The organism is Rhizobium sp. 42MFCr.1, assembly GCF_000377185.1.
GTDB lineage: Bacteria > Pseudomonadota > Alphaproteobacteria > Rhizobiales > Rhizobiaceae > Rhizobium > Rhizobium altiplani.
In genome coordinates this window covers 246,070-269,269 of record NZ_KB897820.1, presented here as the reverse complement: position 1 = coordinate 269,269, position 23,200 = coordinate 246,070, and the positions used below count along the sequence as shown (strand labels likewise).

Sequence of the window (23,200 nt, the reverse complement as noted above, 5' to 3'; positions counted from 1 at the left end):
CAGCGCTGTCAAATTCTATTTGATAGCGCTGTCATTTGTGGAGTATCACTTTGTTCTGCTTATTTCTCGCTGCTCTCTGACGTTTTGTATTTGGACAATGCTTTAATGCGCCGAATAACTCTCGACGATGTTGCGAGCCTGGCGGGTGTCAGCCCGATCACGGTTTCGCGCGTGCTCCGGAAGCCGGCCACGGTCTCGGAAACCTTGCGGCTGCGCGTTATCGAGGCCGTCGAAAAGTTGGGCTATGTGCCGAATGTGGCGGCAAGCAGACTTGCCTCGTCGCGCACCCACACGATCGGCGTGATCGTGCCGACGCTCTATAATGTCATCTTTGCGGAATACCTGTTTGCGCTGCACGAAGTTTTAGTCGCTGCAGGTTTCCAGGTCGTCGTGGTCAACAGCAGATACTCGGAAGTGGAGGAAGAGAATGCGATCAAGGCGCTCCTTGGTCAGCGGGCGGAAGCGATTATCATTGCAGGTATTCACCATACCGCACTGTCGCGCCAGCTTTTGGTTCAGGCGCGACTTCCGGTTGTGCAAACTTTCGAATTGTCCGACGATCCAATAGATCTCAACATCGGCATGTCACAGGAGGATGCGGGCCACATTGCGACCCGCCATCTCATTGATCGCGGCTTCCGACGGATTGCGTTCCTGACAGGCAATCTCGACCATCGCGCCCAGTCACGCTTTGACGGGTATCACAATGCGATGCGGGAAGTAGGCCTGAAAAGTCTGGAAATGATTGCTCATAGACCGCGCCACAGTTCGGTGGCGCTCGGATCCGAGCTCTTTGGCGAGATGGATGACCGCGGCGATCTGCCCGAGGCGATATTTTGTACGGACGACAACCTGGCTCTTGGTGCAATGCAGGAGTGCAGGAAGCGACGCATCCGCGTGCCGGATGATATTTCGATTATCGGTTTTCACGACCTCGAATTCTCAGCCTGCGCGGCACCGTCCCTTTCCTCGATCGCCACCCGCCGTTACGAAACCGGCAGGCTTGCTGCCGAGAAGGTTCTCCTGGCGCTCGATGCAGCAACAAAATCCGGACCCGAACAAATCGACATGGGATTCGCGCTTGTCGTGCGCGAAAGCACTTCTAGCGAACTTGTCTTCGCGAACCGGACGAGCAATTCGAGTGCCGGCGCGATCAGGCCGACAAACGAGGGCGAGCAGCCCGACGAATGAGTCGATACAACATCTTTAACACCGTCTCCGGTTTTGCAGCAGTCAGCCCGTTATAAGGTTTTGGCAGAAACTTATAACATTGACAGCAGCTCATGGAACTATAAGGTTTTGGCAGAAACGTATAACGGCAATCCAAGCGGACTTGCCAACGAGAGGCCGCGGCACGGGATACGGAACGTCAACGATGAAAGAGATCGACATCAGCTATCGAACCATGTTCGCTGAGCTTATTCAGCGAACGCTCGACGCGCAATTTGCGGCGGATTTCCCATTGGAGGGATGGTTTGTAACTGTAACCGTAAAGAACCGTGACTACTGGTATTTCGATCTCCCCACGCATGAGGGCAAAGACAAGCGAAGCTACGTCGGCCCCGCAAGCGACGAAGCGATCACCGGGCGTGTGCGAGCCCACAAGGAGATCAAGGACAATATTCGGGAGCGGAGGCGAATGGTCAGCACGCTGCGACGTGCTGGTCTCCCCGGTCCAGACCCATTTGCGGGCGACGTCACGAAGGCCCTGGCCGACGCCGGATTGTTCCGGCTGCGGGCCGTCCTGGTCGGATCGGTAGCATTCGGTACCTACGCAGGGATGCTGGGCGTTCGGCTGCCCGCTGCGTCCATGCAAACAGGCGACGCGGATTTCGCCCAGGACTTCGCGATCTCGGCAGAGGTCCAGGACAGCCTGCCGCCGATCCTCGATATCCTCCAGTTGGTCGATCCCGAATTCCGACCGGTGCCGCACCAGGCTGACACAGCCAAGGTTGTCGCCTTCGTGAACGGTAAGGGCTACCGGGTGGAGTTCCTCACCGGAAATCGGGGATCAGACGAATACACGGGCAAACCCTCGCCAATGCCCGCCCTTGGCGGTGCGTCGGCGGAAAGTCTGCGGTTCCTTGACTACCTGATCTACGAACCTGTCCGCACAGTACTCCTCTACCGCGAAGGTGTGAACGTGCTCGTCCCGGCTCCCGAGCGATATGCCGTCCACAAACTGATCGTATCCTCTCGAAGGCTCACGGACACGCTAGGACGCGTGAAAGCGGACAAGGACCTGTCGCAGGCCGCCTTGCTGTTTGAAGCCCTTGTGGAAACGCGACATGGCGACGAGTTGGCCGATGCTTGGGGGGAGGCTTGGGAGCGAGGAGATGCTTGGAAAGAGGGCATCATCAACGGTCTATCAAGACTGCCTAAGAATGGGGTGAAAGCCCTCGAAAAGGCTCTTAGCCCCGATGTGGTCGAAACCCTGCTGACAAGATCATCCATTGAGGCACGGGGCAAATATTGAGGAATTGGCCTGAAAGATGTGCCGACGCGAAGAACGAGCGGCATCTGACCGAGGCGCTCTACATCGCAATATGCCAGCCCGTTATAAAGTCGGATCGTTATAAGGTTGGCTGGGACTATAACGTCGAGCTCCCCAGGTGTGAGGGGACATCGCCACGCAGGAAGAGCGAGGCGATGCTCAACCTTGAGTTAATGAAGAGCACCAGCCGTGGGCGCATTGACATATGTGACAGGCGCTCCGGGAAACCGAGCAATCAATATCCGGGTCAGTTCCTCCTGAGTGCGATGACCGCGATTGAAGAGGTCGACTGCCGCGCTGCAGATTACTTCCGACGTTCTGTCATCTGGTTTGGCCCTGTAATGTCGGTACCAGGATTGAACGGACAGTGAGAGCACGGCCAAATCGGCTTCGAGGATACTCGAGACTAGCATTCCTTACCTCCCCTCAGAATTACACGAGCTGCTCGGCCAGAACCTGTGCGAGCATCTCCAGGCTCCGGCCAGTTCGAGTGACGACCGCCAAGGCGCGCCGGGGCGCATCATTGCGACGTGATGGTCTGTCGTCCGTCGTTCGCAAGATGCGCAACAATCGCGCGCCGGATTTCGCTAATTGTATCGAAGATCATGTTGTCCAGATCAATGACGCTGAACCGGACAGCGATGAACTTCAGACGAGTTTCTACTGGAACAGCGATCCCGACTTCCTGACCATTGAAAACGACAGCCTGTTTCTGCATGACAAACCCCGAGGCACACACCATCGTGCGGACCATAAGCAATTTTCGGTGATGGATTTACGACGGGTCAGACCGATGGTGCGGCTCGATATCGGGTTGTAACGCGATGGCGCACCCGCTGCACAATTGCGAATAAAGAAACGCTCGGACGCAATGTCTTATCCTCCTCAAGCGTCGTCAACCAACACTGAGTGCAAGTACCAAATTTTGATATTGGGCACCTCTCCCAGGACAAAACCTATTCGAGAAAAGTCAGATAAGCAACTGAAATAGTGTAATTTTTAGCGGGTTGAATTATATGACAATTGCCGCAACTGCGAAGCAGAAAATGACGTACGTGCGTCCAAGTGCGGTGGCAATATTGTCGGAGCGGCCGTGCTTCCTGAGGGCGCGACGCGGATTGAGCTCCCGAAGGCTCCCGCAGTCTTGCGGATCGCCGGCAACTTGTGCTGAGCTAAAATGCAGACGCATCTACCAGTATTGACGAAAGTCACCCGTGGCTGACTGTAGCAGTGTGAGCGGATATCGGCCGGGGTGATGGACAAGCGCCGTCATGTTGATTGGCCGGTCCCGCTCGTCAAAGGCGATTTGATCGACAGTGAGCACGGCCGAAGGTGACGGGAGTTCGAGCATCGCAGCTTCGGCTGGATCCGCAAGTCGCGCACTGAGTGTCGTTTGCCCCCGCCGTGGCTGGATGCCGTAGACTTCGCGCAGCTCGGCATAGAGCGAGCGATTTGCGACCGTCCAGTCCATGCCGGTCAATCCCGGCGCGCGGGAGGCCGCTATCCAGTCGGTCTGGAGGACGACCGGCACGCCGTCAAGTAGCCGCAGGCGCGCCAGCACGATCACATCCGATCCGGGAGGCAAGAGCAGCGGCCGGGTGATGTCAAGAGACGCCTTTACGACCTCCATCGCAAGAAGGCGATGTCCGGGCACGCGACCACTTGCCAGGGCGGTGCTCGTAAAGCTCCTGAGGACCTCGAGTTCAAATCCTCCTCCATTTTCCGCAACATACAAGCCCTTGCCCGGCTGACTTTGAACAACGCCCTGGCGGATCAGTTCTCGCACCGCATGGCGCACCGTGATGCGACTAACATCGTAAAGTGAAACGAGTTCACGTTCGGAGGGAAGCTTGCCGCGCAATGGCACCTTCCCTTCCCGGATCGTAGCCAGCAAGTCTTCGTAGACCTGCTGATGAAGCGGACGAGGGTCGGCCCGATCGATTGCCGCATGCCTCTTTGTCGCTGCCACCGGTTCACGGGTTTTCACGTTGCGTTCGCTCTCTTAGTCGGTGCTGGTATTTGCTTTTGCATCTTTGCCCACAAGGGACACAAGAGTCCAGTTGACATGACTGGTCATAACCAGTCCTACTAGGCTCAGGAACCAGAGAGTTCCGCACCGCTCAAGTGTGATAAAGACAGGAACAGCTCATGTTGAAGAAATGCCTTACTGCAGTTGCAGTCTATGCCGGCCTATGGGCCAGTGCCGCGCATGCGGAAAGCATCTCCGTATTCTGCGCACCAACCGAATTCGAACTTTGCACCAAGGTTGCCGACGCCTGGAAGACAAAGACAGGCAACGAAGCAAAAATTAACAAGATGCCGGCTCTCCTCGACGACGCGATCCCGCTCTATCAGCAATTGCTGGCGGCAAAATCCAAGGATATCGACGTCTTGTTTCTCGACGTCATCTGGCTCGGGATGTTCAAGGCCAACCTGCTTGATTTGAAAACCATGATTCCTGCGGCCGATCAGGACAAGCATTTCACTTCTACGCTCAACGCTGCCAAGCTGGACGGCAACCTGGTCGCGATGCCTGCCTACATGGACGTCGGCCTGATGTTCTACCGCAAGGATCTCTTGGAAAAGTATGGCAAGCAGCCTCCAAAGACCTGGGATGAGCTTGCTGCGACCGCAAAGGAAATCCAGGACAAGGAGCGCGCCGCCGGCAATGCCAAGATGTGGGGCTACGCCTGGCAGGCAAAGAGTTATGAGGGCCTGACCTGCGATGCGATCGAACTCATTGCATCAAATGGCGGCGGCACGATCATATCCGACGACGGCAAGGTTACGATCAACACGCCGCAAGCCGCCGAAGCGATCGAGAAGGCCAGAGGCTGGATCGGTTCGATCAGCCCGGAAGGCGTTCTGAACTACGATGAAGAAGCGTCACGGGCAGTTTTTGAATCCGGCGACGCGGTATTCCATCGCAATTGGCCCTATGTCTGGGGTACATCGCACAAGGAAGGCAGCTCGATCATCGACAAGGTTGGCGTCATGCCGCTTCCGGTTGGCAAGGAAGGCCAGAAGTCCAGCGGCTGCCTGGGTCCCATGTATTATGGCGTCTCGAAATACAGCGCCAAACCTGAGGTCGCAGCCGACTTTGTGAACTTCATCACCGGTCCGGAGATGCAGAAGATGCGTGCCGTGGAGGCGACCCTCAACCCTTCGATCCAGTCGCTTTATAGCGATCCGGAGGTGCTGGAAAAAATTCCATTCCTGAAAGACAACCAGCAAGCCTTCGCCGATAGTGCGGTCCGTCCGTCCGGCTACACCGGCACCAGCTACAACCGTGTCTCTCAGGCCTTCTATCGCGCCACCCATGACGTGCTGTCGGGCAGTGGCGATGCCAAGGACAGCTATGCATCGCTGGCCAAGCGCCTGGAAAAGCTCAAAGAGAGCCGCTGATGGAAGGAAAGTTGCGGGAGCCTCAGCTCCCGCAACCTTTGCAGCCGGCGCTCTGTGCCGGTCGAGCCCCCATGCGCAAGCCAAGGTGAAAGATGGCATCGGTTTCGATGGAGTCCGTTTCGAAGAGTTTCGGAACACACAGTGTCATTCATGATGTAGACTTGAAGATCGACGATGGTGAATTCGTTGTCTTTGTCGGCCCCTCCGGATGCGGAAAATCCACGCTGCTGCGCATCGTGGCGGGCCTGATCTCAGCCTCGTCTGGAACGGTCAAGATTGGTGGCGACGATGTCACTGATGTCCCCGCTTCGAAGCGCGGTGTTGCCTTTGTTTTTCAATCCTATGCGCTCTACCCACATATGACGGTGGCGCGCAACATTGGTTTCGCACTCGAGACGATGGGGATCCGACGCGATGCGATTGCTCAAAAGGTGCAACAGGTCGCGCGTATGCTCAAGGTTGACCATCTCTTGAGCCGGAGACCGAGAGAGCTGTCCGGAGGTCAGCGCCAGCGCGTGGCGATTGGACGGGCATTGGTGCGGCAACCCGAGATTTTCCTGTTCGACGAGCCGCTTTCCAATCTGGATGCGGACCTGAGAATGGAAATGCGCATGGAGATCGCCAAGCTTCATGATGATCTCAAGACGACGATGATCTACGTCACGCACGATCAATCAGAAGCCATGACGCTGGCAGACCGGATTGTTGTCCTCAATCACGGCAGAATAGAACAGATCGGCACACCTTCGGAGCTGTATCGTCAGCCTGGCAATCGGTTTGTTGCGGGTTTTATCGGCAGTCCGCGCATGAACTTCCTTGCCGTCGAGACACGGGCAGCGCATGACGATGAGCACATCGTCGGCCCGGGCGGCCTGGCAATTGGGCAATCGCCAAGCGATGCAATTCCGGTTGCCGAGATAGGCATTCGGCCGGAGGCTTTGCGCCTGGTACCAACGGGAACCGGGCGTCTCGATTGTATGCTCGAGCGGGTCGAAGACCTCGGACACGAACACTTCGCCTATTGCCGGGTGGGGAGCGGCACACTCTGGGTTGTTCGCCTGCCCGCGGCACCAAACCCCGACGCGATCGGCAAGCCGGCTGCACTGACTTTCGACGATCATTCGCTGTTTTTCTTCGCCGCCGACGGCACACGACTTTTGCCGTCGGCCGAACCATTCGGCGTCAGGAGCGCTCTATCATGAGTGCACGCCTTGCCCGCCGCGATCACCTTGCTGCCTGGCTCTTCCTCGTGCCGGTCATTGCCTCAATGCTGCTTGTCGCCGTATGGCCGTTAGGACGGACATTCTTCTTCGCCTTTACGGACGCCTTTCTCGACGATCCCAGCGTCTACTCCATGGTCGGCATCGACAACCTCATCGAGGTTTTCAATGACCACAGCTGGTGGCTTGCCGTCAGGAACACACTGACCTTCACGGTCATCTCGGTGGCAATTGAAACTGCGCTGGGATTGGCAATCGCTCTTCTTATCAACGAGGCCATACCAGGCCGGGGTCTTGCGCGCGCTGCGATCCTTGTCCCGTGGGCCATTCCGGTCGTGGTGTCCACCAAGATCTGGGAATGGATGTTGAACGACCAGTTCGGTGTCATCAACAAGCTACTGGAAGCCCTTGGGTTCATCGACCACGGTGTGGCATGGACTGCGAGTGGTTCGCTGATCATGGGGGTGGTCATTTTCATTGACGTATGGATGACGACCCCTTTCATGGTTTTGCTCATTCTCGCGGGCCTGCAGATGATCTCCCAGGAAATCTTCGAAGCCGCCGAAGTGGACGGCATTCCGGCCTGGAAACGCTTCTGGTCGATCACCCTCCCGATGCTGCGACCCGCGATCGGAGTTGCCGTGTTGTTTCGCACGCTCGATGCCCTGCGCATGTTCGACCTTTCCTACGTTCTGGCGGCCAGCAATGAAAAGGTGATGACAGTGTCGATCTACGCACGCGACCGTCTGATCAGCTTCCAGGAACTCGGTGTCGGCTCCGCGGCTTCGACCTGGGTTTTCCTGCTGGTTGCGCTCGTCGCGATCATCATCATCGGTGCCTTGCGCCTCGACAGGGCAGCGGGGCATTGATCATGACTGACCTTTCTCTTGTACGCCCGGCCCGAAAGTCGAGCGCCTATTACAGGGGCCGGCGCCAGGTGTTGCGGGTGCTGCAAATCCTTGCCCTATCGCTGGTGCTGATCTACACGCTGTTTCCCTATTACTGGGCCTTTGTTTCGTCGACGAAACAGGGCGCAGCACTCTACCGTTCGGTCCTGCTGCCAGCGCTCGACTTTACCTATTACCGGGAGTTGATCAACAACCCGGTGTTCATCGGATCACTCCTGAACTCCGCCTATGTCGCCGTGGCGACGACCTGCCTGTCCCTTGTGATCGGTATCAGTGCGGCCTATGCGCTCGGACGCATCGACTTTCCGCAGCGTCGGGCCGTTTTGATGATTATCCTGATGATCTCGATCTTTCCGCAGGTGGTCGTGCTTTCGGGCATGTTTGAGCTCATCAACTGGCTCGGGCTCTTCAACCGTCCAAGCGCGCTCATTCTGACATACCTTCTGTCAACGGTGCCGTTTACGACGTGGATTCTCACAACCTTCATTCGCGAGTTCCCGCGCGAGTTGGAGGAGGCCGCGATCGTTGATGGTTGTTCGCACCTTCGTATCCTCTTGAAGATACTGCTGCCGCTGATGGGACCGTCACTTGCAAGCACCGGCATCCTCGCCTTCATTCTTGCATGGAACGAATTCCTCTTTGCCTTGACTTTCACGCTGACGGACGAAAATCGCACCGTGCCGGTCGCGATCGGATTGATCGCCGGCACCAACCGTTACGAATATCCCTTCGGACAGATCATGGCTGCCTCGGTGACTGTCACGTTGCCGCTGATCGCGGTCGTGCTCATCTTCCAGCGGCGCATCGTTGCGGGGCTGACGGCCGGTGCCCTGAAGGGATGACGATAAAGGGACCAATCACATGGATATGCTTGTCAAGCTATACGATCTCAAACCGGACACCTCCCTCGATGCGAAAATGGAACGGCTAGGTGTCACGATCCGTCGCGTCTTGCCGCCTGAACTGAAGGCTTTGACCGATTGGATTACGCCCCGTTTTGGAGCCGGGTGGTCTTGCGAAGCGACCACGGCCGCAATGCGGCAGCCGCCGACGTGCTTCATCGCAATCCAGAACGGAACACTGATCGGCTTTGCCTGCCACGACGCCACGGCAAAGGGCTTCTTCGGCCCGACTGGCGTCGATAGTGCAGTCCGTGGCCAGGGGGTTGGCCATGCGCTGCTTTTGACGACGTTACTCGATATGTATGCACAAGGGTATGCCTACGGCGTCATCGGTGGCGCAGGACCCATGGACTTCTACGGCAGAAGCGTTGGCGCCGTTCCGATCGAAGGATCCGTCCCTGGAATATACAGGGGCATGTTGGCCGAGGCAGAGCCAGATGAAATCTCGCAATCGCACGGCCAACCTTCATAGATGCGCGTCCAAAGTCCTTGAGCGGCTCATGCAAGCCAGGGTGTGGGCCGCCCCAAGGTTACGTGAACTCCCTTGAACTGCGAATATTCGTCGAAGCCATAGCGGCCAAGCTCGCGTCCCAGTCCGCTCTTCTTATAGCCCCCGATCGGCAGCTCGGGTGTTCCGTCGATAACGCTGTTGATCCAGCAGCGACCAGCGCGAATGCGGCGGATACTTTGCAGCGCGTTTTCGAGGTTGGTTGACCAGACGCTCGCTGACAGGCCGAATTCGGTACTGTTGGCAAGTACGATCGCCTCTTCGGCTGTCTTGAAGGTCAGTGTGGAAAGCACGGGCCCAAAAATCTCCTCACGAGCGATCGACATGTCCGGTTTGACGCCTGCAAAGACCGTCGGCGGGTAATACAGTCCAGTCCCCTTGCCTACCCTTTCGCCGCCAAGAAGAAGTTCCGCGCCGGAGGCAATCCCTGCCTCGACGTAAGCATGCACCTTTTGTGCATGCGCCTCCGAAATCATCGCGCCGATCTTGGTGCGCTCGTTCAACGGATCCCCGAACGTGACCTTCCGTGAAATGCCGAGCAACCGATCCATCAAGGCATCCCGGATATCCTCCTGAACCAGCAGCCGGCTCCCGGAAATGCAGCATTGGCCGGCATTGTGATAGACGCCGTAAGCGATCCCGTCGGCCGCCGCATCGAGATCCGCATCGGCAAAGACAATCTGCGGCCCCTTGCCCCCAAGCTCCAGCCCCACCCGCTTGACGCTACGCGCGGCGATTTCGCCGAGCTTCGTGCCAACGCGCACGGAACCAGTGAACGCCACCACGTCGATGCCTGAATCCTCCGCGAGCACCTGGCCAGCCGGATCGCCAAAGCCTGTGACAACATTGAAGACCCCGTCCGGAATGCCAGCTTCGCGCGCAAGTTCCGCCATGCGGACCGACGTGCCGGAGGTGAATTCAGAGGGTTTCAGGACGACCGTGCACCCAGCGCCGATCGCCCATGGCACGCGCTCCGAGGCAATGATGAAGGGGAAGTTCCATGGCGTGATGATGCCGACGACGCCTGCCGGTTCGCGCAAGACGAGGCCAAGCCGGTCGTCGCCAATATTGTTGTGCGACTGTCCCTCAAGCGCCCGGGCCTGGCCGGCTGCATAGGACCACAGATCCGCGCAAAATCCGATCTCGCCCCGAGCCTGGGCGATTGGCTTGCCGACCTCGAGGCTCTCGATCAGCGCAAGTTCTTCCTGGTGGGCAAGAATGAGATCCGCCACCTTGAACATCAGTCGCGACCGCTCGGCGCCCGACATGCGCGGCCAAGGACCGGTGTCAAACGCCCGCCGAGCTGCTGCGATTGCCAAGCGAACGTCGTCCGCCGACGCATCCGGCCACGTTGCGACCACGATACCGGCATGGCCGGGGCTCACCCGATCGATGGTCTTGCCCGTGGCAGCATCAACAGACTTGCCATCAACGAGCATGCGGTATCGATATCTGGATCCCAGCCGCGGATCACTGGAATCAGGCACGATAAAGTTAGACAGCATCATTTCTCCCCGACCAGACATCACGGTCGGCCTTTTCATCCACTTCCGGTCTTCAATGACCCGGACGCATTCGTTTAGGTCGTATGGTGCAGCATGGAATGGCCCCGCTGGTCTAGTCCTGACGTGCAACCACCGGCAGCGAGCCCTCGTCGTGCAGGCGGCCTTCAGTCTGTCGAGCTGCTGCCACGAGGCGGCGCTGTGCCCGGATCGCATGCCATTGCTGGTCGATAAGGACGCCGATGAGGATCACGCCACCCATCACGGCAAAGTTCAACGACGACGGGATGCCGAGCAAGTTCACGAGGTTCTGCAATTCCTGAAGCAAGACTGTACCAAGCACGACACCGACGATCGATCCCTCGCCGCCGCGCAGCGAAAACCCGCCAAGCACGGCAGCGGCGATCGCATAGAGCTCGTAAAACTGTCCATGGCTCGCCGGTGAGATCGAGCGTGTATACATGGCAAAATAGATCGCCGAGAGCGCCGTGAGCAATCCGCAGATGACATAGGCCGACATGATCATTCGGCCGGTGCGGATGCCTGAATAACGGGCCGCTTCCTCGTTCTTGCCGATTGCGTAAAGATAGCGCCCGAAGACGGAGCGGTGCAACACCACCCACATGACCACCGTGATGATGACGAGCGCAATGAAGGTGTTGGGAACACCATAGAAGCGGCCCGCGGTCAGGAATTCGAGGTCGGGGAAATTCTGGCCGAAGGCAAATCCCGCCGTCCCGTCGGCAGTATAGAAGCGCGCGGCACCACGATAGATCAGCAAGCCGCACAAGGTTACGACAAAGGGTTGCAGATTGAGCCTGGTAATCAGCCAGCCATGAATAGCACCGATGACCGCGCCAAGCACGAGGATGAGCGGCAGCGCCAACATCCAGGACATGTCCTGGACAGCAATGAAATCGATGAAAAGGACGCCAAGAAGCGCGACGAGCGAACCCACGGAAAGCTCGATGCCGCCGGTAATGATGACAAAGGCCTGGCCGATCGAAAGGATGCCAAACAGTCCGATCAGGTTGGCGGTGTTCGCCAGATTGATCGGCAGCAGGAAGCGCGGATTGATGATGGCGACGACGATGCCGACGACGACAATCAAAAGCAGCAGTCCAAGGTCTTTCTTGATCATTCGAGATCCGTTCCCCGATACCTATGATGGCCGCAGCCGCTATTTTACTCTCTTGCCGACGGCAAGCAAAAGGACGCTTTCCTGGCTGAAGTCATCCTCTTCCAAAATCCCGGCGATCTGGCCCTCATGCATGACGGCGATGCGGTCAGATACGCCGATCACCTCTTCCATGTCGCTTGAGATCATCAGGATGGCGACGCCAGCATCGGCAAGGGCCCGCATCAGCCCGTAAATTTCATTCTTCGCCCCGATATCGATGCCGCGCGTTGGCTCGTCGAAGATCATCACCTTCGGGTTCATCGATAGCCATTTGGCAAGCACCACCTTCTGCTGATTGCCGCCCGACAGAGTGCCTGTCCGGGTCGAAACCGAGGGCGCCTTGATGCCGAGGCGAACGCGCTGCTTTTCGGCCGCCGCCGTTTCCCGGTCGGCAGACAGCATGTGGCGGTTGGCAAGATTTGGAAGGTCGGCAAGGGTAATGTTCTGGGTAATCGGGAAATCAAGGAGAATGCCGTTGCGCTTGCGATCCTCCGGCACCAGGAAAATCCCGCGAGCCACGGCATCACGCGCGGAGCCGACCGCGATTTGCTGTCCGTCCTGCAGAATGGCTCCGCCGTAACTCCGGTCAATGCCGAAAAGCACCCTTGCAAGCTCGGTGCGCCCCGAGCCGACAAGCCCGGCAAGTCCGAGGATTTCTCCATACCTGATGTCCAGATCGACAGGGCGGGATGGATAGGCCTCGGTGCGCACGCCGCTTGCCGTCAGCGCAACCGAGCCGGGCGCGCGTTGCGGTTTGGCGGTGCGCGCCGCAAGCACCCGGCCAATCATCAGCTTGACCATCTGGTCGTGGCCGATCTCGGCCTTTGCAAGCGTACCGACGAGCGTGCCATCGCGTAGCACGACCACGCGGTCGGCGACGCGCTCGACCTCGTGGAGGCGATGCGAGATGAAAATGACGCTGATGCCATCTGCTTTCAGCGACTTGATGATGCTCAAGAGTCGCTCGGTTTCGGCCAAAGGAAGGCTGGATGTGGGCTCATCGAAGATGACGAGCCTCGCGTTGATCGACAATGCCTTGGCGATTTCCACCATCTGCTGCTCGGCAAGCGAAAGCGACGCGACCGGCGTGTCGGCGGAAAAATGCGCCCCCACGCGCTTCAAAAGCGGCCTTACCATCTCCCGCAGTCGATCGCGATCGACGAGCTTGAGAGGCCCGGCCTTCAGCGGTTCGCGGCCCAGGAAGATATTGGCGGCGACGTCGAGGTTTTCGAAGAGATTGAGTTCCTGGTGGACGAAGGCGATGCCGGACGAGATGCTTGATCCCACGGTAAGAGAATGAAGCTCTGCCCCATCGAGCAGAATCGCACCCCGGTCGGGCGCGATCACGCCTCCGAGGATCTTCATCAGCGTCGATTTTCCCGCCCCGTTCTCGCCGACGAGGCCGATCACCTCGCCCGGCATGATGTCCATTGACAGGCCATCAAGTGCGACGACTCCCGGATAAGTCTTGCCAACGCCGGAAAGCGAAAGGAACGGTGTCGCGGGCGAGTCCGGTGACGGGATATCGGAACTGTGGTTCATCGCCTGTCCATGGCTGCTAATGCTGTCGGCATGAAACGTCACTCGCGGCGGCGACTGGCGCCACCGCCGCAAGGAAGGATTACTTGCCGGCCATGGCCTTCAGGTTGGCGGCATACTTGTCGACATCATCCTTGCCGATGATGACCGTCGGGATGATGATCAGACCGTTGGCTGGAACGCCAGACTTGTCGCCCTTGAGATAGGCCGCCATCAGCTTCATGCCCTGATAGGCCCATTCGAACGGCTGCTGCACGACAGTCGCGGCGATCGTGCCTTCCTTGACGCCGCCGAGCGTGATCGGATCGTCATCAAAGCCGACGACGGTGATCTGGCCGAGCTTGCCCGCCTCGCGGAGCGCCTCATAGATGCGCGGCGTGTTGTAGGAATAGAAGCCGACCATGCAGTTCACGTCGGGGCTGGCCACCAACGCATCCTCGACGTTCTTCTTGGCGCGCGTCTGGTCGCCGTCGTCGCCGCGAACGTCGATCAGCTCGATCTTGGTCCCCTTCAGCCCGTCCTTCATGCCTTCGATGCGCTCTCTGGCATTGTCGGCGCCGAGCAGGCCGACGAAACCGAGGCACTTGCCGCCATCAGGCATCGCCTTCTTGGCGATTTCGGCGGCCTGCTTGCCAGCATCGACGTTGGAAGATCCGATATAGGCTATGCGGTTGGTCTTCGGCGCGTCGCTGTCTGTGGTGAAGAGAGCCGTCTGCGAGCCGATCTTGTTGAGGCCATCCGTCTGGGTCTTGGGGTCGACGGCAGAGACCATGATCCCCTTGACGCCGGCGCTGACGAGATCTTCCATGAGACGCTGCTGAATGGCCACCGATCCCTGTTCGGGGTATTTCAGCTCCATGTTGTAGTCCGGCATTTCGCCCTGCGCCTTCTTTACGCCGGCTTCAGCGGCCTTCCAGAAATCCGAAGCAACGTTGACCACGAAGGCCAAGGTCGGCTTGTCGGCAGCATGGGACACCGCCACAGGCGCGGCACTCAGCATCAATCCGGCGAAAAACAAGGCAGCATTGCGTTTCAGCTGATTCATAATACACCTCCCGAAGGGCCGCAGTAGCAAGGGCCCGATTGCAACTTGCGGCCGGCCGGATGCGCGCCCCCTCCTAGGGCGGTCGCGAAGCGACGAATGGCATAGGGTTCCGATCGCTCCATGACGGTATACAAGAATTTTAATTAGTAAATAGTATTATCAATGCAGATCAAAACATTTCATAGAATGGCAGCGGGAAATGCATTTTTGCGTTCGGATATGGCCATCAGCGGCGTGCAAGTATGTCACTTCATGCGATTGCTAACGCGAACTGATCAGTGGTAATATTAATTACCAATGCTGCGCAAACATACACCTTGACCAATATGGGTAACGGACCTCCACGGATGCGAAAAACCAAGATCTTGGACGAGCACGAGCCCGCGGCAATGAAGCCTGCACGCAACCGAAAGGCTTCTCGCCCCGAGCGCGTGACAATGATGGATATTGCCAAGGCGGCCGGTTGCTCGCAGGCGGCCGTTTCCTTCGTGCTCAACAACACGCCCGGCACCCGCATCTCGCAGTTGACCCGCGAGCGCGTGTTTGAGGCAGCGCGGGCACTTGGCTATATGGGAGCGACATATGCAACGCCGACCTCTTACTCGGGCCTGGACAATGTGATCGGGTTTGCCGTCGACCAGCTCGCGACCAGCCCGGAAGCGATCGTTGCGATTGAAGGCGCGCGGCAAGCCTCATGGAACGCCGGCAATGTCCTGTTGGTGACGCAAACGCTCAGCGATCCCGTCATGGAGCCGAAGGCAATAAACGCGTTGACGAGCGGCGGCATATCGGCGCTCATCTACATGACGATCTATACGCGCGAGGTTGAGCTTCCCGCCTATTTTTACAAGCTCAACATCCCGACGGTGCTGCTCAACTGTTATACGGCGGATTACGCCTTTCCCTGTGTTGTGCCGAGCGAGATTGCGGGAGGACAGAGTTCCACCCGGCATCTGATCGCGCATGGACACCATCGCATTGCCACGATCACCGGCGAAATCTGGATGCAGGCTGCGCAGGATCGTCTTACCGGATATCGCCGCGCGCTTGCGACAGCCGATATTCCCTTCGATCCCGAGCTGGTCATCGAAGGCGACTGGTCGGCCAGCGCCGGCTATGCTGCAACAATGAAGCTGCTGGCTTTGAAGGAGCCACCAACAGCGATCTTCTGCCAGAATGACAGAACTGCGATCGGGTGCTACGAAGCCCTCAAGGATGCGGGTCTTCGCATTCCCCAGGACATGTCGGTTGTGGGTTACGACGACGAAGACATATCGCGACATCTCGTTCCCCCGCTGACGACGTCTGTCCTTCCCCATCTCGCCATGGGCCAATGGTCGATCGAACATCTCAATCCGGAAAGCCTTCCTGGCAAGAAGCGGTATCCGATTACGAAGCTCGAATGCTCTCTCGTCAAACGTCACTCTGTCGCGGGACCTCCGGTCAAAAGGCCAAAAATCCACCACAGCGAGCAAAATGCGCAATAGAGCAGTCGGCGGTGCAATCTTAGCGAATGTGATCAGCTACGTTCACCCACTCACATAGGCTCCTCATCGAGGCGGTTATTGCGAGACGACAGCCGCGCAATCCCCCGGTTTGACCAACCCTGGAAAGTGGCGGGCGATGAGGATGCCATCCATCTTCGCGACGAGCTCGACAGGCGCTTTGCCGGTAGGGGCAAGTTCCTGTCCGGTTATGGACTGTCTGCCGGTCCCGGTCCGGATCCCGCTTCGCCGTTGCCGATCTCGACCGGTTGAAACAGGCTCCCAATCTCGTCGCCGACACCACCACTTAAGCCGCACACCAACATCGTCAGGTTTCCGGCTCAGGCCCGCCAGCGCAACAGCCTGGCTTCTGCCGCACCGGCGAGCCTGTTAAGTGAAAACCCGACAAGGCCGAGAATGATGACGCCGACCATGACCAGTGCCATGTCGAAGCGCTCGCGTCCAGCAATGACCAGACCGCCGATGCCGGGGCCGACCGCAAGAAAATACTCCGCGCCGACGGTCGCCAGCCACGAATAGATGAGGCCGAGATGGATGCCGGTGGCGATCGCCGGGAGAGCTGACGGCAGGTAAATCCTGGCAACGCGCTGCCAGGGTCGAAACCGCAGCGCCCGACCGACCTCCACCAGCTCTGAAGGCGCGTCCTTGATACCGTCATAGGTGTTGAGGGCGATGGGAATGAAAGCTGCAAGAGCGACAAAGACCACCTTCGCCTGCTCGCCGAAACCGAACCACACCGAAATGAGCGGTATCCATGCAAGCAGGGAAATTTGCTTCAGGCCGTTGAAGGTCGGCATGACCAACCTGTCTCCGATCCTCGTCACGGCAACGAGCGTGCCGAAACTGACGCCGAGGATGCAGCCAATCAGAAAACCTGCGATATTGCGCAACAGACTGGCTGCGAGCTGGCCCGTCAGACCATTGTCGATGATCTCGCGCTTGGCGGTCAGGACGACATCTTCGATCCCCGGCAGAAAGCGGGGATCAACGAGCCCGAGGCGGCTGGAGGCCTCCCACACGGCGAGGAGAAGAAGAGGAAGGGTGAGGCCACGTCTTATACGGACAAGCCTCGTTGACGCTTCGGCCATCGTTAAAGTCCTTCTTTCTTCCAGCGCTGGATGAAGACCTCGACGCCATTCAGGCCCTTGTCCATGGTAACGCCTATGAGGCCGATCACGATCATCGCGATGATCACGGTATCAAGCCAGAACATCTGTCTTCCCCACACGAGCAGGTAGCCGAGCCCTTCGGACGACGCCAGGAGTTCGACCCCGACAAGCGAAGTCCATGCGTGCGTAAGGCCATAGCGGATACCGGTGAAAATGGAAGGAATAGCGCCCGGCAGGACGATCAGGCGGAGCGTTTGCCACCGGCTGAAACGCAGTGCCTTGCCGACTTCCACGTATTTGCCGGGAACACTGCGGATGCCGGAGAAGGTATTGAGCGTGATCGGTACAAGAGCGCCCTTGGCGATGATGATGATCTTCAGTGTCTCCTCGATGCCGACCAGCAGCATCAGAAGCGGGATCCATCCAAGCGTCGGGATCTGTGCGAAGGCTAGGAACGTCGGCTTAATATAGTCTTCCAGGCGCTGAGACAGGCCCATGGCGATGCCGAGACCCAATCCCAACCCCGCGCCGATGGTGAAGCCGAAGACAACGCGGCGCAAGCTGACTGCGGCATGGTAAAGCAGCTCCCCGCTCATGATCATGTCACCGGCGGTTTGCAGTACATAGGACGGCGCCGGAAGGATCTGCACTGGCAGCCAGCCTCTCGCGGAGGCGAGCCACCAGAGGGCAATCAGCAACACGGGAAGAAGCAAGGCCGAGAGCGAAGAGAACCGTCCCTTGAAAAACCTGCGCGCGTTCGGGATGCCGTCATCACCGGCGATTTCAAGAGGGATTGCCATCAGCCTGCTGCTCCAATGCTCTGCTTACGAGGCGAGCGGCTTGCCGTCAGCGCCATAGGCTTGCCAGAAGTGCTGCAGGTTGAACCGTTCAATGGCGCTTTTGAGGTAGCGAGGCTCGAACCAGCCCTCAAGATCGACATCACGGCGGATGAGACCGAATTCCTTGCTCTTCGCCGCCTGCTCCTTGTATTGCGACACAAGCAGGTCATCGATCAGCGGCGAGTTGCGGTAGGCGAGCGTGTCACCCTTGAAGTATTCCTCCAGAATTGGAACTGGCGTTCCCGACTTGTGCCACAGCTCGAGAAGTGCGGTGCGGTTCGGCTCGTCCGACGACCATTGCGCCGCCTTGACGAAAGCATCGACGACCCGCTGGGTTATGTCAGGATGGGTATCGATGAACGCCTGGCGGCCGATGACGCCGGCATTGCGGCCGAAGCGCGGATCGTCCCCCTTGGTGGTGTAGATGATATCGGCTGCACCCTTGGTGGCGAGATTGATCAGCTGCGTATCGCCGAATGCGGCGTCGATGTCCTTGCTGGTCAACGCGGCAACCGTGCCTGCGCTGTCGAGATTGACGACCTGAACGTCGCGCTCCGTCAAACCATTGGCCTCCAGCACCTTGATGGCAGCCAGATGACCGTTCGTGCCGCGCTGGAGGGCTATCTTGCGGCCCTTCAGATCCGCGATAGATTTAATGCCGCTATCTTTGGCGACGGCGAGATAGAGCGGCTTTCTCGCTCCGCTTGCCAGGAGATACTTGGTCTTCAGCCCGTTGGCACGGCCGATCAACGAGGGAAGATCACCCTGGTAGGCGAAGTCGAGCTGATCATTCGCAAAGCCTTCGTTGACGGCAGGGCCTGCGCCCTTGAAGAAGGTCCATTCAATCTTGATGTCCGGATCCTTGGCAAATTCCTTCTCCAGAAATTCGCCCGCCCGGGCGGTCGCGGCAGATGTGCCTTCCGCGTAAGGACGATTGTCGACGCCAATCGCGGCATAGCCGACATGAATGACCAGCGGTTCCTCGGCGCGGACCGTGGCCGGGGCGGTCGCGAGCATCAGTGCGAGGCCGGCGATCACGCGTGACAGCAATGCGTGTTTCATAGTTTCTCTCCGTTTTTTTGAAACTTATCTGGCGAGTGCGACTGCACGTTCGACGTGGCTGCCGTCATCGGCTGATTTCAACCCCTTGGGTCGCGTGTTTTCGCCGGTCGCATGAAGGCTCTTCAGGACGCGGTCGCGCACGTTGGCAATATCGCTGGATGTACGCCGGCGTGGGCGAGCCAGCTTGGCCGGTACCACTTCGCGGATGCGGCCCGGACGCGGCGACATGACGACGACGCGATCCCCGAGATAGACCGCCTCTTCCACGTCATGCGTCACCAAAACCATCGTGATGTTTTCCTTCGCCCAGATCTCCTGCAGCTCGTCCTGCAGGCGTGCCTTGGTGATGGCGTCGAGTGCCCCGAAAGGCTCGTCGAGCAGGAGGACGTTCGGCCGGCTGACGAGGCCACGGGCAATGCCGGCACGCTGCGCCATTCCCCCGGACAATTGATGCGGGTAGACATTGGCAAAACGGGAAAGCCCGACAAGCTCCAGATGTTCGCGCACAAGCTCTGCCTTTCGCGCCTTGGTCAGCTTGCTGTTCAGCAGGCCAAGAGAGACGTTTTTCTCGACCGTCAACCAGGGGAAGAGGCGCGGTTCCTGGAAGACGATGCCCCGATGAAGGCTGGGTTCGACGACTAGCTCGTCCGCATGGCGGATGGTGCCGGATGTCGCGAGATCCAGGCCCGCGAAGAGACGCAACAGCGTCGACTTTCCGCAGCCGCTGGCACCGACAACAGTGACAAACTCGCCCTGGGCAATATCCAGATTGATGTCGTCGAGCGCGATCAGCGGCTCCCCGTCGATCTGGAACTGCCGGGTTATGTGCTCGGCTGTGAGATGGGGTCGGTTCATGTCGATCACCCCTACTCTGCCGCGGCCTGAACGCGCGCCGGGTGACGGGGTATGCTAAGGCCAAGATTTTCGCGCAACGTCCTGCCCTGATATTCGGTGCGGAACAGTCCACGGCGCCGTAGTTCCGGCAACACGAGCTCCACGAAGTCCCTTAGTCCGACGGGCAGATGCGGCGGCATAACATTGAAGCCGTCTGCCGCTCCGGTCGTGAACCAGTGCTCCATCTCATCAGCGATCCGGCCCGGCGTGCCGACGACCTGCCAATGGCCACGCGCGCCTGCGATCCTCAGATAGAGCTCGCGGATCGTCAGGTTTTCGCGCCTGGCAAGATCAAGAAGCAACTTTTGCCGGCTCTTGCTTGCGTTCGTTTCCGGGAGGTCCGGGATGGGGCCGTCCAGAGGATATTTCGAGAGATCAACGCCACCGGTCATGCCGTTCAACATCGACAGGCCGACCACCGGATGTATGAGATCCTGGATTTCCTGGAATTTCGCCTCAGCCTCTGCCTGCGTCCGGCCGACGACCGGGAAGATCCCCGGCATGACCTTCAACTCTTCCGGCCCGCGTCCGTACTTGGCAAGTCGGCTTTTGAGATCCTTATAGAAGCCGCGAGCATCCTCGATTGTCTGATGCGCGGTGAAGACAACCTCAGCGGTACGCGCGGCAAGCTCCTTGCCCGGTTCCGACGAGCCTGCCTGTACGAGCACTGGCTGACCCTGAGGCGCGCGGGCTACGTTCAGTGGCCCGCGAACCTTGAAGAATTTGCCCTTGTGATTGAGGATATGCTGCTTGTCCGGATCGAAGTAGATGCCGCTTTCCTTGTCGCGCAGGAATGCGTCTTCCTCCCAGGTGTCCCACAGTCCGCGCACGACCTCGGCAAACTCTTCGGCCCGCTCGTATCGCTCCGCATGTGCATAATGCTCATCACGACCAAAATTATGCGCTTCGTGCTCGCTGGACGAAGTGACCAGGTTCCAGCCCGCGCGGCCGCCGCTGATGTGATCGAGCGAGGCGAATTTCCGCGCGATATGGTAGGGCTCGTTGTATGAGGTGGAAGCTGTGGCGACGAATCCGATGTGCTTGGTCACCGCCGCCAGAGCCGACAGCAAGGTAATCGGCTCGAACTGCGCCACATAGCGGACAGCTGTCCTGCTCAGTGCCTCTATGTCCGTCCCGCGCGTTCCAACGCCGTCAGCCATGAAAATGAGATCGAACTTCGCCGCTTCAGCCAGCTGCGCAAGCTCGATATAGTGAGCAATATTGGAACCGGCGTCCGCCTGCGCTTCCGGGTGCCGCCACGCGGCCACGTGATGGCCCGTCGGATAGAGGAAGGCGCCAAGTTTGAGCTGTGGTCGCGCGGCACTCATGTGTGTCTCCTTGGTGAGGGAGACGATAGGCTAGCAGCAACAATTAATATCTATAGAAATAGTATTCTATTGCCTGTGTCGATGCGAGATTTTTGCCGCGTGCAATGGAGCCTTTTGAATGACGACGTTCTGCCGTGGCACCGGTCGGAAAGATATTTCGTCGATAGCGCCGCTGGCGCAATTGCAGCCTTCAAAAAGAACTTCTCTGCGTAAAATCAATCAGATATTTCTGGACCGAAAAGCCAGCCAGCGGCGAGTGGACGCAGAAGTACCCGCGCCAGGGCCATTGCGGCGCTCTCGGCGGCTTCTCGGTGACGGACGGCCGCGAGGCCGGCGCCGCTTCATTGACAGCCTTCAACTGCTCTATCCCGTCGCCAATATCGGTGACGCGCGCGCTTATTGGCAACAGGGAGCGGGGCTATTTCCGTGCTCGGCAGCTTCGTCCATGAACCATCAGCCATGTATAGGGGGTGGCGTCCCTGCCCCGGACAGATCCGGACCAGCATCCATTTTTGCACCTGAGCTGCAAAAGCTATGATGGAAGCCGGTCGTTTAGCGTGACAATTTCGCTGTGTCTTCCGAAATGCGCATGTCCTTGCAGGGACCGGCCGAGCGGCGCTCGATAATGCGCGAGGCGATATTGACGCGGCGAGCGGGGTCGCCTGGTCGCCGCGGCGTCTCGATGCGCTCAAGCAGGAGGCGCAGGCCGACCGCCCCGCACTCCTGACCCTCCATTCGCACGGTGGTTAGCGGCGGCGAGATCTGTGTTGCCGGGGAAAAGTCACCGAACCCGACGACAGAGACGTCGTCGGGAATGCGATAACCCTGACCGAGCAATTCGGAGACAACGGTCAGGGCAAGACCGTCATGGGCACAGAAAAACGCGGTCGGCCGCACGCCGCTCTCCTTCAGCGCGCCAAAAGCATCGGCGAAGGCTCCCTGTTCGTCGAACTGCATCACATGAAGCGCGACGTCGGGATGACTTTCGGCGATCTCGCGAGCGCCGTAGAAGCGCTCACGGCGTCCCCTGTATCCCGGCGCACCGGACACGTAGGCAATCGAGCGATGGCCGAGATTGATCAGGTACTGGATGACCGCCTGGCCTGCCTCATGGTCCGTGCCAGTGATCTGATCGGCCTGCTCCAACGGGTCGATCCAGCCGAACCGGACGATCGGAATGCCGGTCGCCGTCGCAGCCGCAATCGCCTCGCGATCATGGGGGCCGACGAGAAGCAGCCCGGCGCAGGCACGGGCCAGATCTTCCAGCTGCCGAGCGCTATGCGTCCAGTGCACGCGCAAACCCATGCCGAGCCTTTGGGCTTCGCCCTGCATTCCATTCTGGACCTGCATGTAGAGCTCGCTGTTAACAGGATCGAGATCGTGAAAAACAACGGCGATATCGTTGGAGCCCGCCTGGGCCGCCGGTTTGGCATAGCCAAGACGTACGGCCATCTCGCGAATGCGCTCGCGCGTTTCCTCGCTGACGCCGCTCTTGCCCGCCAGTGAACGCGAGACCGCATATTTCGAGAGGCCTACCTCCCGCGCGATCGTCTGCAACGTCACTCGTCCCCTGCTCCCCACTCCGCACCTCTGCGTTGTCGTTCCATCTTCGCTTCGCCTACACTGCCTCATCTGAAAAAGCAAACTTCATCGATAACGAAACATAACGCTTTACCTAACAGTATCCAAGTGTAATCTTCCCGTCATCCAAGCCTGGGAGCAGAACAACAATAAAGGGGCGCGGATCTTTGGAGGAGATA

20 protein-coding genes and 1 pseudogene are annotated in these 23,200 nt (G+C 58.8%); 8 read left to right on the top strand and 13 right to left on the bottom strand.

All coding sequences use genetic code 11. From position 1 onward, the window contains the following. Nucleotides 1–105 precede the first annotated feature (105 nt). The gene (locus C934_RS0105265) at nucleotides 106–1,191 is read left to right on the top strand and encodes a LacI family DNA-binding transcriptional regulator (protein ID WP_018855659.1); all 1,086 of its coding nucleotides are present in this window, start codon (nucleotides 106–108) and stop codon (nucleotides 1,189–1,191) included. Between the two features lie 184 nt (nucleotides 1,192–1,375). Then, nucleotides 1,376–2,476 (top strand): nucleotidyltransferase family protein, encoded by a 1,101-nt coding sequence (locus C934_RS0105260; protein ID WP_018855658.1) that lies wholly within the window; start codon nucleotides 1,376–1,378, stop codon nucleotides 2,474–2,476. A gap of 538 nt (nucleotides 2,477–3,014) precedes the next feature. Here the strand turns inward: C934_RS0105260 and C934_RS35525 are convergent. Together C934_RS35525 and C934_RS0105245 are read right to left on the bottom strand one after the other, a co-directional pair. Then, nucleotides 3,015–3,212, bottom strand: a complete 198-nt coding sequence (locus tag C934_RS35525; protein WP_026371574.1) for a hypothetical protein — start codon at nucleotides 3,210–3,212, stop codon at nucleotides 3,015–3,017. 471 nt (nucleotides 3,213–3,683) lie between these two features. Then, the gene (locus C934_RS0105245) at nucleotides 3,684–4,463 is read right to left on the bottom strand and encodes a UTRA domain-containing protein (RefSeq protein ID WP_018855655.1); all 780 of its coding nucleotides are present in this window, start codon (nucleotides 4,461–4,463) and stop codon (nucleotides 3,684–3,686) included. Nucleotides 4,464–4,642: 179 nt separating this feature from the next. Here C934_RS0105245 and C934_RS0105240 point away from each other — a divergent pair, with 179 nt between their 5' ends. From C934_RS0105240 to C934_RS0105220, 5 genes are all read left to right on the top strand, one after another. Continuing rightward, entirely contained in the window at nucleotides 4,643–5,899 is a 1,257-nt protein-coding gene (locus tag C934_RS0105240) for an ABC transporter substrate-binding protein (protein ID WP_018855654.1), read from the top strand. Between the two features lie 92 nt (nucleotides 5,900–5,991). Next, a complete protein-coding gene (locus tag C934_RS0105235; protein ID WP_018855653.1) occupies nucleotides 5,992–7,101 on the top strand; it encodes an ABC transporter ATP-binding protein in 1,110 nt (369 codons plus the stop codon). Next, on the top strand, nucleotides 7,098–7,988 hold the full coding sequence (locus tag C934_RS0105230; protein WP_018855652.1) for a carbohydrate ABC transporter permease: 891 nt from the start codon (nucleotides 7,098–7,100) through the stop codon (nucleotides 7,986–7,988). The genes C934_RS0105235 and C934_RS0105230 overlap by 4 nt, the downstream gene beginning before the upstream one ends. Before the next feature lie 2 nt (nucleotides 7,989–7,990). Then, nucleotides 7,991–8,869 carry a carbohydrate ABC transporter permease gene (locus C934_RS0105225; protein ID WP_026371573.1) on the top strand — a complete coding sequence of 293 codons (879 nt, stop codon included), beginning with the start codon at nucleotides 7,991–7,993 and terminating at the stop codon, nucleotides 8,867–8,869. Between the two features lie 19 nt (nucleotides 8,870–8,888). Continuing rightward, the gene (locus C934_RS0105220; protein WP_018855650.1) at nucleotides 8,889–9,401 is read left to right on the top strand and encodes a GNAT family N-acetyltransferase; all 513 of its coding nucleotides are present in this window, start codon (nucleotides 8,889–8,891) and stop codon (nucleotides 9,399–9,401) included. Between the two features lie 26 nt (nucleotides 9,402–9,427). Here C934_RS0105220 and C934_RS0105215 read toward each other — a convergent pair whose 3' ends face one another. From C934_RS0105215 to C934_RS0105200, 4 genes are all read right to left on the bottom strand, one after another. Continuing rightward, nucleotides 9,428–10,942, bottom strand: a complete 1,515-nt coding sequence (locus C934_RS0105215; protein ID WP_026371572.1) for an aldehyde dehydrogenase family protein — start codon at nucleotides 10,940–10,942, stop codon at nucleotides 9,428–9,430. 112 nt (nucleotides 10,943–11,054) lie between these two features. Continuing rightward, nucleotides 11,055–12,080: an ABC transporter permease gene (locus tag C934_RS0105210; RefSeq protein ID WP_018855648.1), complete on the bottom strand. Its 1,026-nt coding sequence runs from the start codon at nucleotides 12,078–12,080 to the stop codon at nucleotides 11,055–11,057. A gap of 39 nt (nucleotides 12,081–12,119) precedes the next feature. Then, the gene (locus C934_RS0105205) at nucleotides 12,120–13,661 is read right to left on the bottom strand and encodes a sugar ABC transporter ATP-binding protein (RefSeq protein WP_018855647.1); all 1,542 of its coding nucleotides are present in this window, start codon (nucleotides 13,659–13,661) and stop codon (nucleotides 12,120–12,122) included. 79 nt (nucleotides 13,662–13,740) lie between these two features. Next, nucleotides 13,741–14,703 (bottom strand): sugar-binding protein, encoded by a 963-nt coding sequence (locus tag C934_RS0105200; protein WP_018855646.1) that lies wholly within the window; start codon nucleotides 14,701–14,703, stop codon nucleotides 13,741–13,743. A 389-nt stretch (nucleotides 14,704–15,092) separates the two neighbouring features. Here C934_RS0105200 and C934_RS0105195 point away from each other — a divergent pair, with 389 nt between their 5' ends. Beyond that, nucleotides 15,093–16,190: a LacI family DNA-binding transcriptional regulator gene (locus C934_RS0105195; protein WP_026371571.1), complete on the top strand. Its 1,098-nt coding sequence runs from the start codon at nucleotides 15,093–15,095 to the stop codon at nucleotides 16,188–16,190. A 75-nt stretch (nucleotides 16,191–16,265) separates the two neighbouring features. Here C934_RS0105195 and C934_RS35520 read toward each other — a convergent pair. The 7 genes and pseudogenes from C934_RS35520 to C934_RS0105155 all read right to left on the bottom strand — a co-directional run. Next, nucleotides 16,266–16,376, bottom strand: a pseudogene (locus C934_RS35520) (N-alpha-acetyl diaminobutyric acid deacetylase DoeB); the annotation flags it as partial. A gap of 152 nt (nucleotides 16,377–16,528) precedes the next feature. Next, nucleotides 16,529–17,296: an ABC transporter permease gene (locus C934_RS0105185; RefSeq protein ID WP_018855643.1), complete on the bottom strand. Its 768-nt coding sequence runs from the start codon at nucleotides 17,294–17,296 to the stop codon at nucleotides 16,529–16,531. A gap of 2 nt (nucleotides 17,297–17,298) precedes the next feature. Further along, nucleotides 17,299–18,117, bottom strand: coding sequence for an ABC transporter permease (locus C934_RS0105180; RefSeq protein ID WP_018855642.1), 819 nt, complete (start codon nucleotides 18,115–18,117; stop codon nucleotides 17,299–17,301). Nucleotides 18,118–18,141: 24 nt separating this feature from the next. Continuing rightward, nucleotides 18,142–19,218, bottom strand: coding sequence for an ABC transporter substrate-binding protein (locus C934_RS0105175; protein WP_018855641.1), 1,077 nt, complete (start codon nucleotides 19,216–19,218; stop codon nucleotides 18,142–18,144). 24 nt (nucleotides 19,219–19,242) lie between these two features. After that, nucleotides 19,243–20,073 (bottom strand): ABC transporter ATP-binding protein, encoded by an 831-nt coding sequence (locus tag C934_RS0105170; protein WP_026371570.1) that lies wholly within the window; start codon nucleotides 20,071–20,073, stop codon nucleotides 19,243–19,245. An 11-nt stretch (nucleotides 20,074–20,084) separates the two neighbouring features. Next, entirely contained in the window at nucleotides 20,085–21,440 is a 1,356-nt protein-coding gene (locus C934_RS0105165; RefSeq protein ID WP_018855639.1) for an LLM class flavin-dependent oxidoreductase, read from the bottom strand. 552 nt (nucleotides 21,441–21,992) lie between these two features. Then, a complete protein-coding gene (locus tag C934_RS0105155) occupies nucleotides 21,993–23,021 on the bottom strand; it encodes a LacI family DNA-binding transcriptional regulator (RefSeq protein WP_026371568.1) in 1,029 nt (342 codons plus the stop codon). Between the last annotated feature and the right edge of the window lie 179 nt (nucleotides 23,022–23,200).

Bases quoted from the DNA above. Each gene is read 5' to 3' on its own strand.
- C934_RS0105265 (WP_018855659.1), top strand. From the start codon at position 106: ATGCGCCGAATAACTCTCGACGATGTTGCGAGCCTGGCGGGTGTCAGC.
- C934_RS0105260 (WP_018855658.1), top strand. From the start codon at position 1,376: ATGAAAGAGATCGACATCAGCTATCGAACCATGTTCGCTGAGCTTATT.
- C934_RS35525 (WP_026371574.1), bottom strand. From the start codon at position 3,212: ATGCAGAAACAGGCTGTCGTTTTCAATGGTCAGGAAGTCGGGATCGCT.
- C934_RS0105240 (WP_018855654.1), top strand. From the start codon at position 4,643: ATGTTGAAGAAATGCCTTACTGCAGTTGCAGTCTATGCCGGCCTATGG.
- C934_RS0105235 (WP_018855653.1), top strand. From the start codon at position 5,992: ATGGCATCGGTTTCGATGGAGTCCGTTTCGAAGAGTTTCGGAACACAC.
- C934_RS0105230 (WP_018855652.1), top strand. From the start codon at position 7,098: ATGAGTGCACGCCTTGCCCGCCGCGATCACCTTGCTGCCTGGCTCTTC.
- C934_RS0105225 (WP_026371573.1), top strand. From the start codon at position 7,991: ATGACTGACCTTTCTCTTGTACGCCCGGCCCGAAAGTCGAGCGCCTAT.
- C934_RS0105220 (WP_018855650.1), top strand. From the start codon at position 8,889: ATGGATATGCTTGTCAAGCTATACGATCTCAAACCGGACACCTCCCTC.
- C934_RS0105215 (WP_026371572.1), bottom strand. From the start codon at position 10,942: ATGCTGTCTAACTTTATCGTGCCTGATTCCAGTGATCCGCGGCTGGGA.
- C934_RS0105210 (WP_018855648.1), bottom strand. From the start codon at position 12,080: ATGATCAAGAAAGACCTTGGACTGCTGCTTTTGATTGTCGTCGTCGGC.
- C934_RS0105205 (WP_018855647.1), bottom strand. From the start codon at position 13,661: ATGAACCACAGTTCCGATATCCCGTCACCGGACTCGCCCGCGACACCG.
- C934_RS0105200 (WP_018855646.1), bottom strand. From the start codon at position 14,703: ATGAATCAGCTGAAACGCAATGCTGCCTTGTTTTTCGCCGGATTGATG.
- C934_RS0105195 (WP_026371571.1), top strand. From the start codon at position 15,093: ATGAAGCCTGCACGCAACCGAAAGGCTTCTCGCCCCGAGCGCGTGACA.
- C934_RS0105185 (WP_018855643.1), bottom strand. From the start codon at position 17,296: ATGGCCGAAGCGTCAACGAGGCTTGTCCGTATAAGACGTGGCCTCACC.
- C934_RS0105180 (WP_018855642.1), bottom strand. From the start codon at position 18,117: ATGGCAATCCCTCTTGAAATCGCCGGTGATGACGGCATCCCGAACGCG.
- C934_RS0105175 (WP_018855641.1), bottom strand. From the start codon at position 19,218: ATGAAACACGCATTGCTGTCACGCGTGATCGCCGGCCTCGCACTGATG.
- C934_RS0105170 (WP_026371570.1), bottom strand. From the start codon at position 20,073: ATGAACCGACCCCATCTCACAGCCGAGCACATAACCCGGCAGTTCCAG.
- C934_RS0105165 (WP_018855639.1), bottom strand. From the start codon at position 21,440: ATGAGTGCCGCGCGACCACAGCTCAAACTTGGCGCCTTCCTCTATCCG.